The 14,464-nt window shown below is 71.3% G+C and carries 11 protein-coding genes; 3 read left to right on the top strand and 8 right to left on the bottom strand.

Translation table 11 applies throughout. From position 1 onward, the window contains the following. Positions 1–604: DUF5937 family protein (locus tag E1291_RS30870; RefSeq protein WP_131741605.1), on the top strand; the 604-nt coding region annotated here is incomplete at its 5' end. 156 nt (positions 605–760) lie between these two features. Here the strand turns inward: E1291_RS30870 and E1291_RS30865 are convergent. From E1291_RS30865 to metH, 8 genes are all read right to left on the bottom strand, one after another. Then, on the bottom strand, positions 761–1,906 hold the full coding sequence (locus tag E1291_RS30865) for an ABC transporter ATP-binding protein (RefSeq protein ID WP_442316396.1): 1,146 nt from the start codon (positions 1,904–1,906) through the stop codon (positions 761–763). Positions 1,907–1,929: 23 nt separating this feature from the next. Beyond that, positions 1,930–3,018 carry an ABC transporter ATP-binding protein gene (locus E1291_RS30860; RefSeq protein ID WP_131741604.1) on the bottom strand — a complete coding sequence of 363 codons (1,089 nt, stop codon included), beginning with the start codon at positions 3,016–3,018 and terminating at the stop codon, positions 1,930–1,932. Beyond that, a complete protein-coding gene (locus tag E1291_RS30855; protein WP_165495364.1) occupies positions 3,018–4,016 on the bottom strand; it encodes an ABC transporter permease in 999 nt (332 codons plus the stop codon). The genes E1291_RS30860 and E1291_RS30855 overlap by 1 nt, the downstream gene beginning before the upstream one ends. 88 nt (positions 4,017–4,104) lie before the next feature. Then, positions 4,105–5,862 (bottom strand): ABC transporter substrate-binding protein, encoded by a 1,758-nt coding sequence (locus E1291_RS30850; protein ID WP_131741603.1) that lies wholly within the window; start codon positions 5,860–5,862, stop codon positions 4,105–4,107. Between the two features lie 36 nt (positions 5,863–5,898). Then, on the bottom strand, positions 5,899–6,903 hold the full coding sequence (locus tag E1291_RS30845) for an ABC transporter permease (RefSeq protein ID WP_131741602.1): 1,005 nt from the start codon (positions 6,901–6,903) through the stop codon (positions 5,899–5,901). 688 nt (positions 6,904–7,591) lie between these two features. Beyond that, positions 7,592–8,020, bottom strand: a complete 429-nt coding sequence (locus tag E1291_RS30840) for a hypothetical protein (RefSeq protein ID WP_131741601.1) — start codon at positions 8,018–8,020, stop codon at positions 7,592–7,594. A 354-nt stretch (positions 8,021–8,374) separates the two neighbouring features. Beyond that, positions 8,375–9,037: an HAD family hydrolase gene (locus E1291_RS30835; protein WP_278045292.1), complete on the bottom strand. Its 663-nt coding sequence runs from the start codon at positions 9,035–9,037 to the stop codon at positions 8,375–8,377. A 50-nt stretch (positions 9,038–9,087) separates the two neighbouring features. Next, positions 9,088–12,564 carry a methionine synthase gene (gene metH, locus E1291_RS30830; RefSeq protein ID WP_131741600.1) on the bottom strand — a complete coding sequence of 1,159 codons (3,477 nt, stop codon included), beginning with the start codon at positions 12,562–12,564 and terminating at the stop codon, positions 9,088–9,090. Positions 12,565–12,756: 192 nt separating this feature from the next. On the opposite strand from metH, the gene E1291_RS30825 reads away from it, so the two are divergent. Both E1291_RS30825 and E1291_RS30820 read left to right on the top strand, forming a co-directional pair. Beyond that, entirely contained in the window at positions 12,757–13,215 is a 459-nt protein-coding gene (locus E1291_RS30825) for a universal stress protein (protein ID WP_131741599.1), read from the top strand. A gap of 178 nt (positions 13,216–13,393) precedes the next feature. Continuing rightward, entirely contained in the window at positions 13,394–14,236 is an 843-nt protein-coding gene (locus E1291_RS30820; RefSeq protein WP_131741598.1) for a PAC2 family protein, read from the top strand. Positions 14,237–14,464: the final 228 nt, after the last annotated feature.

Genomic DNA, 14,464 nt, shown 5'->3' with positions numbered 1-14,464 from the left:
CGCCGCCGCCGTCCTCGCCGGCGCGCTCGAGGCCGCCTGGCGGGCGCTGCTGGCCCCCGACTGGCCGCGGCTGCGCGCCATCTGCGAGCGCGACGTGCTGCACCGCGCCGGGCGGCTCACCGGCGGCGGCTGGGAGGCGGCGCTGCGCGACCTGCACCCCCGCGTCCGCTGGCGTGCAGGCGGCGTCGAGCTGCTGCGCACCCGCAGCGGCGTCACCGTTCGGCTCGGCGGGCGCGGGCTGCTGCTCATCCCGTCGGTGTTCGTGTGGCCCGCCGTCGCCGCCCACACCGACGACCCGTGGCCGTACGGGCTGATCTACCCCGCCCGCGGCATCTCCGCCCTGTGGGAGAGCGCGCCGCCCGCCCCGCCCGGCGCCCTGGCCGGTCTCCTCGGCCGCACCCGGGCGCGCGTCCTGCTCGCCCTGGACGAGCCCGCCGGCACCACCCAGCTCGCCCGCTCCCTCGGCGTCGCCCCCGGCGCCGTCGGCGACCACCTGGCCGTGCTGCGCCGCGCCGGGCTCCTCGGCCGCGCCCGCGCCGGACGCGCCGTCCTCTACCACCGCACGCCCCTCGGTGAGGCGCTCGCGCAGACCACCGACCGCTGACCGACCACCCCCGGCCACTCCGCCACGAAGCAGCCGCCTCGCACCACCGGCCCGCGAGAACCGGCCAACAGCAACGAGCCACGGATCGCCCGGAAACGGCGATGACCCGGTCCCCTAGGGGACCGGGTCATCGCGAAGGGCTCGCCTGCGCGGCCGTCAGACCTCGGCCTGCGGCTCGTCCACGACCGTCGTGCCCGGCGCCAGCGCCACCGCGGCGCGGGCGACCTCGTCGGTCGCGCTCACCGTGGTGTTCTCCGGGAAGTGGCACGCGGCCTCGTGACCGGGGCTCAGCTCCACCAGCGGCGGCTCCACCTGCTTGCAGATGTCCTGCGCCTTCCAGCAGCGCGTGTGGAACCGGCAGGCCGGCGGCGGGTCCAGCGGGCTCGGCACGTCGCCCTGCAGCCGGATCCGCTGCCGGTCGCCCCGATCGCTCGGGTCGGGGACCGGCACCGCCGACAGCAGCGCGTTGGTGTAGGGGTGCATCGGCCGCTCGTACAGGTCGTTGCGGTCCGCCACCTCGACGATCTTCCCGAGGTACATGACCGCGACCCGGTCGGAGATGTGCCGGACCACCGACAGGTCGTGCGCGATCACCACGTAGGTGAGGTCGAGCTCGTCCTGCAGGTCCTCCAGCAGGTTCACCACCTGCGCCTGCACCGACACGTCCAGCGCCGAGACCGGCTCGTCGGCCACGATCAGCTTCGGCTTCAGCGCCAGCGTCCGGGCGATGCCGATGCGCTGCCGCTGCCCGCCCGAGAACTCGTGCGGGTACCGGTTGTAGTGCTCGGGGTTCAGCCCGACCAGCTCCAGGATCTCCTGGACGGCCTTCTTCACGCCGTTCTCGGTCTGCACCTTCTGCAGCCGGAACGGCGCCCCGACGAGCGCGCCGACCGTCTTGCGGGGGTTCAGCGACGAGTACGGGTCCTGGAAGATCATCTGAAGGTCGCGGCGGAGCGGCCGCAGCCGCCCCTGGGACATCGTGGTGATGTCCTGACCCTCGAAGGTGATCTTCCCGAAGCTCGGGTCCAGCAGCCGCATCACCATCCGGCCGGTGGTGGACTTGCCGCAGCCCGACTCGCCCACCAGGCCGAGGGTCTCGCCCTTGCGGACCGAGAACGACACGCCGTCGACGGCCTTCACCGCCGCGACCTGCCGCCGCAGCAGCCCCGCCGTCACCGGGAAGTGCTTGCCGAGGTTCTCCACCTGCAGCAGCGGCTCGCCGCCGCGGGCCCGGCGGGCCTCCGGCGCCGGAGCGGGCGCCGTCACCGGCGCGCCCGCCGGCGTGGTCTCATCAGTGCTCACAGTCTCGTTCCCACCCGTGCTCGTCACAGCTTCGGCCGGATCTCGGAGTCCCAGATCTCCCGCCGCTTCTCCAGCGGAAGATGGCAGGCCGCCTTGTGGCCCGGCTCGAGCTCGAGCAGCTCGGGCCGCTCGGTCGTGCTCTTGTCCCCGTTGAGGTCACCGTACGCGCACCGCGGGTTGAACGCGCAGCCCCGCGGCACGTTGATCAGGCTCGGCGGGGTCCCCTTGATCGGCATCAGCCGCTCGCTGCGCTCGCGGTCCAGCCGCGGCATCGACCCGAGCAGGCCCCACGTGTAGGGGTGCAGCGGCCGGTGGAACGTGTCGTCCACCGGGCCGTACTCGGCGCACCGGCCCGCGTACATCACCAGGATGTCGTCCGACAGCTCGGCGACCACCCCGAGATCGTGGGTGATCATGATGATCGCGGAGTTGAACTCCTGCTGCAGGTCCCGGAGCAGGTCAAGGATCTGCGCCTGCACCGTCACGTCCAGCGCCGTGGTGGGCTCGTCGGCGATCAGCAGCTCGGGGTCGCACGACAGCGCCATCGCGATCATCGCGCGCTGCCGCATGCCGCCGGAGAACTGGTGCGGGTAGTCGTCCACCCGCTTGTCCGGCTTCGGGATGCCGACCCGTCCCAGCATGTCGATGGCGTGCTTGCGCGCCACCTGCTTGGACACGTCGTTGTGCACCCGGTACGCCTCGATGATCTGGCTGCCCACCGTGTAGAACGGGTGCATCGACGACAGCGGGTCCTGGAAGATCATCGCCATCTTCTGGCCGCGGAGCCTGCGGACCCGCCCGGCGGACGCGCCCACCAGTTCCGTGCCGTCCAGCCAGATCTCCCCGGAGACCTTGGCGTTGCGGCGGTTGTGCAGGCCCAGGATGCCGAGGCTCGTCACGCTCTTGCCCGAGCCCGACTCGCCCACGATCCCGAGCGTGCGGCCCCGCTCCAGCTGGAAGTTCAGCCCGTCGACCGACTTCACCAGGCCGTCGTCGGTCGGGAAGTGGATCTTCAGGTCGCGCACCTCGAGGAACGAGGTCGGCGCGCCGCGCCCGCCGGACGAGTCACCCGAGCCACCGTTGATCAGCTCGGCCTGTTGCTTGCGCGCCATCAGCTGTGCCTCACCCTCGGGTCGACGACGCCGTACAGGATGTCCACGACCAGGTTGGCCAGGACGATGAACAGCGCGGCGGTCAGAGTCGCGCCCAGCACGACCGGAAGGTCGCTCTGGTTCACCCCGTCCAGCGCGAGCTGGCCGAGGCCCGGGATCGAGAACGTCCGCTCGGTGATGATCGCACCACCGAGGAGAAGCCCGATGTCCAGGCCGAACACCGTCATGATCGGCGTCAGCGTGGCGCGGAGCCCGTGCTTGACCACCACGGTCTTCTCCGGCAGCCCCTTGGCGCGGGCCGTCCGGATGAAGTCCTCGTTCATCGTCTCAAGCATGCCCGCCCGCGTCAGCCGCGCGTACATCGCCGCGTACAGGAACGCCAGGCACACCCAGGGCAGGAGCAGGTTGAACGGGTTGTCGCCCAGCCCCGTGTAGTTCACCTCGGGCAGCAGGTTCCATCTGTGGACGACGAACGCCAGCGACAGCAGGCCGGTGAAGAAGACCGGCAGCGACACGCCCGCCAGCGCGACGCCCATCGCCACCCGGTCGAAGAGCGTGCCCCGCCGGAGCGCCGACAGCACGCCGATCGACACGCCCGCCAGCACCCACAGCACCGCCGCGCCGAGCGCGATCATCATCGTGACCGGGACGCGGTCGACGATCTGGTCGGTGACCGACTGGTTCGTGCGGAAGGAGTACCCCAGGCACGGCGCCGGGCAGTCGATCTTCTCGGTGCCGGTGTCGTAGGTGTCGCCGGCGACGATCGACTTGATGTACTTCCCGTACTGCACGGGGATCGGGTCGTCCAACCCGAACCTGTCCTTGATCGCGGCGAGGGTGGCCGCGTCCGGCTGCTTGCCGGCGAAGCGCCCGGCGATGTCGTCGCTGGTCACCCCGGCGGCGCGCGGAACAAGGAAGAAGATGGCGTAGGTCACCGCGCTGATGATGAGGAGCAGCCCCACCGCGCCCAGCAGGCGGCGAACAATGAATGCGACCACAGTGTCCGGCCCAGGCGGCCGCCGGGGGATCCCCCCGGCGACCGCCCTATGCCTTCACCTGCCTTCTCTCAGCTAGCTCGGATCCGCGTCAGCCCGTGACGCCGAGGTTGGCGTAGTCGTACATGCCGAAGCCCGCGTGGAAGTAGACGTTCGTCAGGTTCGTCGGGCGGAACAGCAGCGACTTGGCGTAGACGTTCGGCAGAATCGCCGCCTGCTCACGCGTCTTGGCGTCGATCTCGTTGTAGATCTTGGCGCGGCCCGCGGGGTCGGTGACGGAGACGACCTCGTTCCACTTCTTGTTGACGTCCGGGTCGTCCAGCTCCTCGGTGTTGGCGTTGCCGGTCGGCACGATCGCCTTCACGTCGGTGAGGGGCTGGAGGTAGCCGTAGCCGGTGTTCCAGTCCGGCGCCCAGCCGTAGGTGCCGAGGCCGACCTTCTCCTTGGCGACGAACTTCGGCGCGCCCAGCTGCTCGTTGGTGTAGGTGCCCGACGGGTAGCCCTTGAGCTCGACCTTGATGCCGACCTTGTCGAGGGACTGCTTGAGGCCCTCGGCGGTCGCCTTCTCCTTCGGCCGGTCGTTGCGGTAGATCATGATCGTGGAGAAGCCGTTCGGCTGCCCGCACTTGGCGAGGGCGGCCTTGGCCTGCGCCGGGTCACCGGTGAAGTTCGGGTCCGCCTTCGTGTAGAAGTCGGTGCCCTTCTCGCGGCCCTGGACGTTCGGGGGCTGGATCGACGTGGCGACCTCGCCGCCCGCCTCGCCGCCGTAGGCCCGGTACATCGCCGAGCGGTCGGCCGCGTAGACGATCGCCTTGCGGCACTCGACGTTCGGGATGGACTTGGTGTTGATCGAGACGTACCAGTGGAAGCCGGCGAGCGGGTTGTCGGCGTTCGCCTTGAGCTTCGGGTTGGTCAGGATCTGCTGCCGCGCCGCGGCCTGCACACCGGAACCGGGAAGGTCGATCTGCACCGTGCCCGCGATCAGGCGGTTGTCGATCTCCTCCGCCTTCAGGCCCGCCTGCACCTCGATCTTGTCGGGGAGCTGCTTGCGGTTCGGGTCGGTGGCCGGGTCCCAGTTGGGGTTGCGGACGAACGTGCCGCCCTTCTTGGGCGTGTAGTCGCCCTCGAGCTTGTACGGGCCGCTGGACACCGGGTGCATGCCGTAGCGCACGCCCTTGTCCTTGTCGGCCGGCACCGGCGCGGTCTGCCCGGAGAACCCGACGACCTGGTCGAACTCGCTGAAGGGGGCCTTCAGCTTGAACACCAGCGTGTAGTCGTCGGGGGTCTCGATGCCCTTGAAGTTGTCAAGGTTCTTGTCCTTGAACGGACCCTTGTAGCCCTCGGCGGCCAGCAGCTGCGGGAAGTAGGAGGGGCCGTTGTGCAGGATCTCGCGGTCGAAGGTGCGCGCGACCGCGTACTTGATGTCCTTGGCCTTGATCTCCGTGCCGTCCTCGTACTTGACGCCACGCTTGAGCTTGTAGGTCCAGGTCTTGCCGCCGTCGGTGGCCGTACCCGCCGCCTCGGCCAGGTCGGGCGACATCGTGGCGCCCTCCTTGCCCGGCTTGGACGTGTAGGTCATCAGGTTCCGGGAGAAGATGCGTACGAAGTTCAGGCCGTAGGCGTAGTAGATGTTCGCCGGGTCGAGCGACTCGAAGTCGTCCGGCTGCGCCATCTTCAGCACGCCGCCCTTGTGGTCGGACGGGTTCACGACCGCGGTCGTGCCGGCGTCGAACTTCCCGCTGCCGCCGGCCTTGTCGCCATCGTCGTCGCCGCCGCCACAGGCGGACAGTCCCAGGCCCAGGACGACGAGCCCCGCCGCCGCACTGGTCACCACCTTGGGAGATTTCATCTTTTCCCTTTCACTAAAACCGGACGTTCGCCGGGGTCATCGGGCCCGTGGGTCCAGGGCGTCGCGCAGGCCGTCTCCGAAGAGGTTGAAGGCCAGGACGGTGACGAAGATCGCGAGCCCGGGAACGATCACGAAGTGAGGGGCGACCGAGTAGAGCTCGGTGGCCTGCGACAGCATCCCGCCCCACGAGGGGTCGGGCGGGTTGATGCCGACACCGAGGAACGACAGCGCGGCCTCGAACAGGATGTTGGTCGGGATCAGCAGGGTGGAGTACACCAGGATCGGCGCGACCAGGTTGGGCAGGATCTCCTTGAACAGGATGTAGGAGTTGCGCGCTCCCATGCTGCGCGCGGCGTCCACGAACTCGCGCTCGCGCAGCGAGATCGTCTGCCCGCGGATGATCCGGCCGATGTAGGGCCAGTTGAAGAACCCGATGATGAAGACCAGGATCCCCATCCGCAGATTGTTGCCCTCCAGCCCGAGGAGCTTGTTGGGGATCACGCCCACCAGCGAGATCGCGAACAGCACGAGCGGGAAGGCCAGGAAGACGTCCATCGTGCGGGCGATCAGCGCGTCGACCCAGCCGCCGAAGTAGCCGGCGACGATGCCCATGAAGGTGCCGATGACCACCGACACCAGGGTGGCCAGGACGCCGATCAGCAGCGACACCCGCGCCCCGTACAGCACCCGGCTGAACAGGTCGCGCCCGTTGATCGGCTCGATGCCGAAGATGTGGTCGGCGCTCATTCCGCCGAGGGGCTCGGTCGGGCCGCCCAGGGTCGCGTCCACCAGATTCTGGTGGAACTCGTTCGGGGGGCTGCCGAACCAGCCGGTCACCAGGCCGGTGACACCCGGCAGCGACAACACGATCAGGATCAGCACGACGATCCCGCCGGTGATGGCGACCTTGTCGCGCCTGAGCCGAAGCCATGCGATCTGGCCGAGGGATCGCCCCTCGATCGCCTTGCGATCGACGCCCGCGAGGACGGCGTCCGGCTGTGCCTCGGACTCCGATCCGGTCACCTCGATCGGTGCGGTCACGCTCCGTACCTCCTACCCCTTCGGGCCACACTGCCGTCGGCGCACACGCTGGAGGGGAGCGAAGATCGTCCGCTGCCCCGTGCCCGTTACGCCGCGTTTGCTGAAGGGAAACGTAGTCCTTCGGGCTCGACTGTCCATCCGTGAAGCGACGTTAGCCAGTACCCGTATCTGACTTGTGATCTCGTCGTCATCTGGGGCACACGTACGCACGCTCCATAACGGACAAATCGCCCGAATGGTACGTTCGGCGGCGCCGTGGGAGGCAACTCGAACGCCACCGAGACCGGCAAGCTTTACCGTACCGAGTCCGTTCTGAGATCGATCGTCCGCAGGTCAGCCGCCGGACGCGCGAAATCGGCGGTCCGAGACCGCCCCCCGAGGACACACCATAACCACCCTCGAGGACCACCTGAGCCAATCGGACATCTCCGGAGCGGGCGAGCGGGCCCCGGTCGCCTCACGCGACGCCCGCGCCCGGAACGCGACGAGCGCGCTCCACACCTCGCGCACTCACCGTGAGCATCCGGATCCGCGATATCGGCCCCTGACCGGAGCCCCGCGGCGGGGCGGGCCGAAATCCCGCGATGACCACGCAGAGTGACGACAAAGATCACTAAGTCGCGGCACGGGCCCGCGCGGACGACGCCGGAGCGCGCCCGTACGGGCCCGTGGCGGAGTGATCCGCCGGCTAGGAGATGCCGCGGTTGCGGAGGATCTGCTCGATCTCGGCCAGCTCCGGGTCGCCCGACGGGGTCGCCCCGCCCACCGCGCCCTTGGGCTTGGCCGCGCGCTTGGCCGCCTTCGGCTCGCCGCCGCCGCGCCCGGCGCCCCGGCCGTCCTCGGGGGTGCCCGACCGCCGGGCCAGCATCGCGCCCGAGGTCACGTACAGCAGGGCCGCGAGCCCCGCCACGGCGACGCCGGTCCACTTGACCGGGCTGAACGCCAGGTCGACGAAGAACTCGGTGACGCCCGTCATGGCCGCCGCCAGCGGCACGAGCGACAGCGAGGCGCCGCGCAGGCCCGACGCCGCGCCGCGGCGCCGGTAGACGCCCCAGCTGGCGAACAGGCCGACCAGGGTCACCCCAAGGCTGATCACGAATATGGCTGCGTCGCTCATGCCGGCCCCTCACTCCGCGCGGTGCTGCTCTCCCCATGGTCACACGTCCCGGGGCGGATGCCGCTCCTCCCGGCGGACGGTTTGCGGGCCGCTCCGCCTCCTCCTCCGGCGGGACCCGTCCCCTAGGGAACGACTCGCAGGTATCAGCGGTGCCCTACCACGCTCGGCGTACCGTGCCGGGAAGGCCGGGCGCGGCGGGCCAGGGGCAGGGCGGCGGCACGGCTCCGTCCTGGAACGCGCCGGGGCCGGACGGAACGCGCGGGCGCGGCGCGCGCCGGGAGCGACGCGCACGCCGAGATCAACATCGCGCAACGGTTGGACGTCGAACGGATGCCGGCCGAACGGCCCCGCACCTCATCCCACCAGCGACGACAGCCACTCCGGGCTCACCTCGCGCAGCGAGCCCACCACGGTGCGTCCCGGTCCCGGCGGGATGGGCAGCAGGCCCGGCACCGCGACCGTGACGCAGCCCGCGGCCTCCCCCGCCGCGACCCCGTTCGGGGAGTCCTCCAGCACCACGCACCGGGCCGGGTCGGCGCCGAGCCGCGCCGCCGCCGTGAGGTACGGCTCGGGGTCGGGCTTGGTGCGCGTCACCTCGTCGCCGGCGACGCTGAGGACGAAGTGCTCGCGGCCGATCGCCTCCAGCACCGGCTCGATGAGCCGCCGGTGGCTGGAGGACACCAGCGCCGCCGGCGTCCCCGCCTCGCGCAGCGCGGTGAGCAGTTCCTTGGCTCCGGGCATGAGCGGCACGCACGCGCTGAGCCGCTCGAACATCCCGTCCAGTATCCGCCGCGCGACCTCGGCGGGCGGCGCGGCCGACCCCGTCAGCTCCAGCATGTACGCCACGCCGGTGTGCAGCGAGCCGCCGACCAGGTGCTCCTGGTGCTCGGGCGTCCACACGCCGCCGAGCCAGTCCATGACCTCCGTCTCGACCTCGAGCCAGACGCGCTCGGAGTCGATCAGCAGGCCGTCCATGTCGAACAGCACGGCCTGCGGGCCGCGCGGGGTCTTCCCCACCTCGGTGTTCCTCTCGGGTGCTGCGGGCGCGGCCGGGTCGCGCGGGCCCGTCACGTGTTGAAGTACTTCGCCTCGGGGTGGTGGACGACCAGCGCGTCCGCGGACTGCTCGGGGACGAGCTGCAGCTCCTCCGACAGCGACACCCCGACCCGCTCCGGCTTGAGCAGCCGCACCAGCTTGGCGCGGTCCTCCAGGTCGGGGCAGGCGGCGTAGCCGAAGGAGAAGCGGGCGCCGCGGTAGCCGAGCTTGAAGAAGTCCTCGACGTCGCCGGAGTCCTCGGCGCCGAACCCGAGCTCGGCGCGGATCCGGGTGTGCCAGTACTCCATGAGCGCCTCGGTGAGCTGCACCGACAGGCCGTGCAGCTCCAGGTAGTCGCGGTAGGCGTTCTTGGCGAACAGCTCCCCCGTCGCCTCGGCGATCCTGGAGCCGACGGTGACGAGCTGGAACGCGGCCACGTCGGTCTCGCCGGACTCGCGCGGCCGGAAGAAGTCGGCCAGGCACAGGTGCCGGTCGCGGCGCTGGCGCGGGAAGGTGAACCGCTCGCGGTCCGAGCCGTCCTCGTTGAGGATCACCAGGTCGTCGCCCTCGGACACGGCCGGGTAGTAGCCGTACACGACGGCGGCCTCGATGAGGCCCTCGGTCTGGACGCGGTCCAGCCACATCCGCAGCCGGGGCCGCCCCTCGGTCTCCACCAGTTCCTCGTAGCTCGGGCCGTCGCCGCCGCGGGCGGGCTTGAGGCCCCACTGGCCCATGAACGTGGCCCGCTCGTCCAGGAACGCCGCGTAGTCGGCCAGGGCGATGCCCTTGACGATCCGGTCGCCGGTGAACGGCGCCGCCGGGACGGTGTTGTCGACCGCGACGTCGGACCGGGCGGGCATGTCCTCGGGCTCGGTGACCTGAAGGGTCGCGCCGCGGCGCACCCGCCGCTCGCGCAGCGGCGGGAGCTCGGCGCCCTTCTCGCCGCGCTTGACGGCCATGAACGCGTCCATCAGCCGCAGGCCCTCGAAGGCGTCGCGGGCGTAGCGGACCTCGCCGCCGAACAGCCCGGCCAGGTCCTGCTCGACGTAGGCGCGGGTGAGCGCGGCGCCGCCGAGCAGCACCGGCCACCGGCCGGCGAGGCCCCGGGAGTTCAGCTCCTCGAGGTTCTCCTTCATGATGACGGTCGACTTCACCAGCAGGCCGGACATGCCGATGACGTCGGCGCGCTCGTTCTTGGCGGCCTCCAGGATCGCCGACATCGGCTGCTTGATGCCGATGTTCACGACCTCGTAGCCGTTGTTGGACAGGATGATGTCGACGAGGTTCTTGCCGATGTCGTGCACGTCGCCCTTGACGGTGGCGAGCACGATCCGCCCCTTGCCGCCGTCCTCGGCCTTCTCCATGTGAGGCTCGAGGTAGGCGACGGCGGTCTTCATCACCTCGGCGGACTGCAGCACGAACGGCAGCTGCATCTGCCCGGAGCCGAACAGCTCGCCGACGGTCTTCATGCCGTCCAGCAGGACGTCGTTGACGATCTCCAGGGCGGGCCGCTGGCCGAGGGCCTCGTCCAGGTCGGCGTTCAGGCCGTTCAGCTCGCCGTCGACGATGCGGCGCTTGAGGCGCTCCCACAGCGGCAGCGCGAGCAGCTCGGCGGCGCGGTCGGCCTTCATCGCGGCGGTGTCGACGCCCTCGAACAGCTCCATGAAGCGGTGCAGCGGGTCGTAGCCGGCGGAGCGGCGGTCGTAGACCAGGTCGAGGGCGACCTTGCGCTCCTCCTCGGGGATCCGCGCCATCGGCAGGATCTTGGAGGCGTGGACGATGGCGGAGTCGAGGCCGGCGTCCACGCACTCGTGCATGAACACCGAGTTCAGCACGATCCGCGCCGCCGGGTTCAGGCCGAACGACACGTTGGACAGGCCGAGGGTGGTCTGCACGTGCGGCTGGCGGCGCTTGAGCTCGCGGATGGCCTCGATGGTCTCGACGGCGTCGCGGCGCGACTCCTCCTGGCCGGTGCCGATGGTGAAGGTGAGGCAGTCGACGACGATGTCCTCGACGCGCATCCCCCACCGGCCGGTCAGCTCGTCGATCATCCGGCAGGCGATCTCGACCTTGCGTTCGGCCGTGCGGGCCTGGCCCTCCTCGTCGATGCACATGACGACGACGCCGGCGCCGTGCTCGCGGACGATCGGCATCAGCCGCGCGAGCTTGGAGTGCTCGCCGTCGCCGTCCTCGAAGCTGACGGAGTTGACGACCGCGCGGCCGCCGAGCATCTCCAGCCCGGCCTGGAGCACCGGGACCTCGGTGGAGTCGAGCACGATCGGCAGGGTCGCGGCCGTCGCGAGCCGGAACGCCAGCTCCTTCATGTCGGCGACGCCGTCGCGGCCGACGTAGTCGACGCACAGGTCGAGCATGTGGGCGCCGTCGCGGGCCTGGTCGCGGGCGATCTTGACGCAGTCGTCCCAGCGGGCCTCGAGCATCGCCTCGCGGAACGCCTTGGAGCCGTTGGCGTTGTTGCGCTCGCCGATCGCCAGGTAGGAGGTGTCCTGCCGGAACGGGACGTGCTGGTAGAGCGAGGACGCGCCGGCCTCGGGGCGGGGGCGGCGGTCGGCGAGCTCGCGGCCGCGGACCCGGTCGACGACCTGCCGCAGGTGCTCGGGCGTGGTGCCGCAGCAGCCGCCGACCAGCGACAGCCCGAAGTCGCGGGTGAAGGAGTCGTGGGCGTCGGCCAGCTCCCGCGGCGTCAGCGGGTAGCGGGCGCCGTCGGAGGTCAGCTCCGGCAGGCCGGCGTTCGGCATGCACGACAGGCCGATCCGCGCGTGCCGGGCCAGGTAGCGCAGGTGCTCGCTCATCTCGGCGGGGCCGGTCGCGCAGTTCAGGCCGATGAGGTCCAGGCCGAGGGGCTCCAGCGCGGTGAGCGCGGCGCCGATCTCCGAGCCCATCAGCATGGCGCCGTTCTGCTCGATGGTGACCTGGCCGATGAGCACGGTGTCGGCGCCCGCCGCGGCGATGGCCCGCTTGGCGCCGATCACGGCGGCCTTGACCTGCAGAAGGTCCTGGCAGGTCTCCACCAGCACCGCCTGGACCCCGCCGGCCAGCAGGCCCTCGACGTTGCGCTGGTAGGCGTCGCGGAGCTCGGCGAACGCCACGTGCCCGAGGGTGGGCAGCTTGGTGCCGGGGCCGACCGATCCGATGACCCAGCGGGGCCGGTCGGGGGTGGCGGCGGCGTCGGCGGCCTCGCGGGCGATCCGGGCGCCCGCCTCGGCCAGCTCGAAGATCCGGTCGGTGATGCCGTACTCGCCGAGGTTGCCGAGGTTGGCGCCGAAGGTGTTGGTCTCGACGCAGTCGACGCCCGCGGCGAAGTAGGCATCGTGCACCGACCGGACGATGTCGGGCCTGGTGACGTTGAGGATCTCGTTGCAGCCCTCGTGGCCCTCGAAGTCGTCGAGGGTGGGACCGGCGTCCTGGAGCATCGTTCCCATGCCCCCGTCGGCCACCACGACGCGTTCCTTCAGGGCCTGGCGCAGGGACTGCGCGGTGGGAGTGCTCATGGTGTCCCACCATATCCGTGGGGCCCCGGTTCACCCGCTCGCGAGGGCGGCGCGGGCGCCGGTGCGACCCGTGTCACGTCCCCGGCGCGGCGGTGACGCACGCAACTGGACGGGTTGTGCAAGAACACGGTGACGGATGGGTCACCCCGGCGATAGCGTTCCACCGGAAGCTACCAACCGGTAAGGAGCGGCATGAGCGCGTACGGCATCATCCTCGTCGGCACGGACGGCTCGGACTCCTCGTTCCGCGCCGTCGACCGGGCCGCCCGGCTCGCCGCGGCGACCGGCGACGCCCTCCTGCTGGCCACCGCCTACAGCCCCATGCCCGAGCGCGAACGGGCGAGCGCCGCCGATCAGCTCGGCGACCTGGCCTACAAGGTGCAGGGGTCGACGCCCGCCGACGACGCCCTGCGCGCCGCGCGGGAGCGGGCGGTCGCCGCGGGCGCGCGGCGCGTCGACCAGGTCGCGGTCCAGGGCGACGCCGCCGACGTCATCCCCCGCCTGGCCCGGGAACGCTCCGCCGGGCTCGTCGTCGTCGGCAACCGGGGGCTGAACAGCCTGGCCGGGCGGATCCTCGGCTCCGTCCCGGCGAGCCTGTCGCACCGCTCGCCGTGCGACGTGCTGATCGTCCGCACCACCGACGGCAAGTGACCCGATCGTGACCCTCGATCCCCCCACGGGCGTACGGGGGCGGGGTCTGGCGGTGGGACGGTGGGGTAGGTCACTGTCAGGACGTAGGCTGGCAGCCACCGATCATGACCGGGACCCCGACCCGGGAATGACGATCCCCCGCGGTGATGCTGTACCCGACGTCGGAAGGAGGCAGCGCGTGGTCGAGCTCGAGAGCGTGCCGGAACTCGTCGATCCGGTGCTCGTGGCCGCCTTTGAGGGGTGGAACGACGCCGGCGAGGCCGCCAGCGGGGTCATCCAGCACCTGGAGTCGACGTGGGAGGCCGTGCCCATCGCCGAACTCGACCCCGACGACTACTACGACTTCCAGGTGACGCGCCCCATCGTCGAGATGGTCGACGGGGAGACCCGCGGCATCACCTGGCCGACGACCCGCGTGTCCTGGGCGCGGCTCCCCAACGGCCGTGACGTCGTCCTCGTGCACGGCATCGAGCCGAACATGAGGTGGCGGTCGTTCTGCCGCGAGCTGGTCGGGCTGATGCTCGAACTGGACGTGCGCAACGTCGTGCTGCTCGGCGCGCTGCTCGCCGACGCCCCCCACACCCGCCCGGTGCCCGTCACGGGCGCCGCCTCCGAGGCGGGCCTGGTCAACACCCTGCACCTGGAGCCCGCCCGCTACGAGGGGCCCACCGGCATCCTCGGCGTGCTGCAGGACGCGTGCGCCAAGGCCGACCTCGACACGGTGTCGCTGTGGGCGGCCGTCCCCCACTACGTGGCCCAGCCCCCCTCGCCGAAGGCCACGCTCGCGCTGCTGCGCCGCGTCGAGGACCTCCTCGACGTGACCGTGCCGCTCGGCGAGCTGCCCGAGGAGGCGCGGGCCTGGGAGAACGGCGTCAACGAGCTGGCCGAGGAGGACTCCGAGGTCGCCGAGTACGTCCGCACGCTGGAGGAGCAGAAGGACGCCACCGAGCTGCCCGAGGCGAGCGGCGACGCGATCGCCCGCGAGTTCGAGCGGTATCTGCGCCGCCGCGACCCCGGGTGACCCGAACGGGCCACGGCCGGATCGGGTCACCCCCGCGGGGGTGACCCGATCCGCGTGTCAGAGGTGATCCGGCGGGCGATCCTGCGGGCCGGTCGGCGGGCGGGTCAGAGGGCGACGCCGAGCAGGGCGTCGGCGAGGGCCGCGACCCGGGCCGGGGCGGCGGCGTCGCTCCCCTCCGCGGCGGCCCAGCCGTCGATCTCCGCCAGCGCGCGCGGCGCGTCCAGGTCG

The sequence above is a fragment of the Actinomadura roseirufa genome, from assembly GCF_900659635.1.
GTDB lineage: Bacteria > Actinomycetota > Actinomycetes > Streptosporangiales > Streptosporangiaceae > Spirillospora > Spirillospora roseirufa.
Note: the sequence above shows the minus strand (reverse complement) of the source record. Positions and strands in the feature narration are given on the sequence as shown.

Excerpts from the sequence above, each read along its gene's own strand:
- E1291_RS30825 (WP_131741599.1), top strand. The coding sequence starts at position 12,757 with ATGAGCGCGTACGGCATCATCCTCGTCGGCACGGACGGCTCGGACTCC.
- metH (WP_131741600.1), bottom strand. The coding sequence starts at position 12,564 with ATGAGCACTCCCACCGCGCAGTCCCTGCGCCAGGCCCTGAAGGAACGC.
- E1291_RS30860 (WP_131741604.1), bottom strand. The coding sequence starts at position 3,018 with ATGGCGCGCAAGCAACAGGCCGAGCTGATCAACGGTGGCTCGGGTGAC.
- E1291_RS30850 (WP_131741603.1), bottom strand. The coding sequence starts at position 5,862 with ATGAAATCTCCCAAGGTGGTGACCAGTGCGGCGGCGGGGCTCGTCGTC.
- E1291_RS30840 (WP_131741601.1), bottom strand. The coding sequence starts at position 8,020 with ATGAGCGACGCAGCCATATTCGTGATCAGCCTTGGGGTGACCCTGGTC.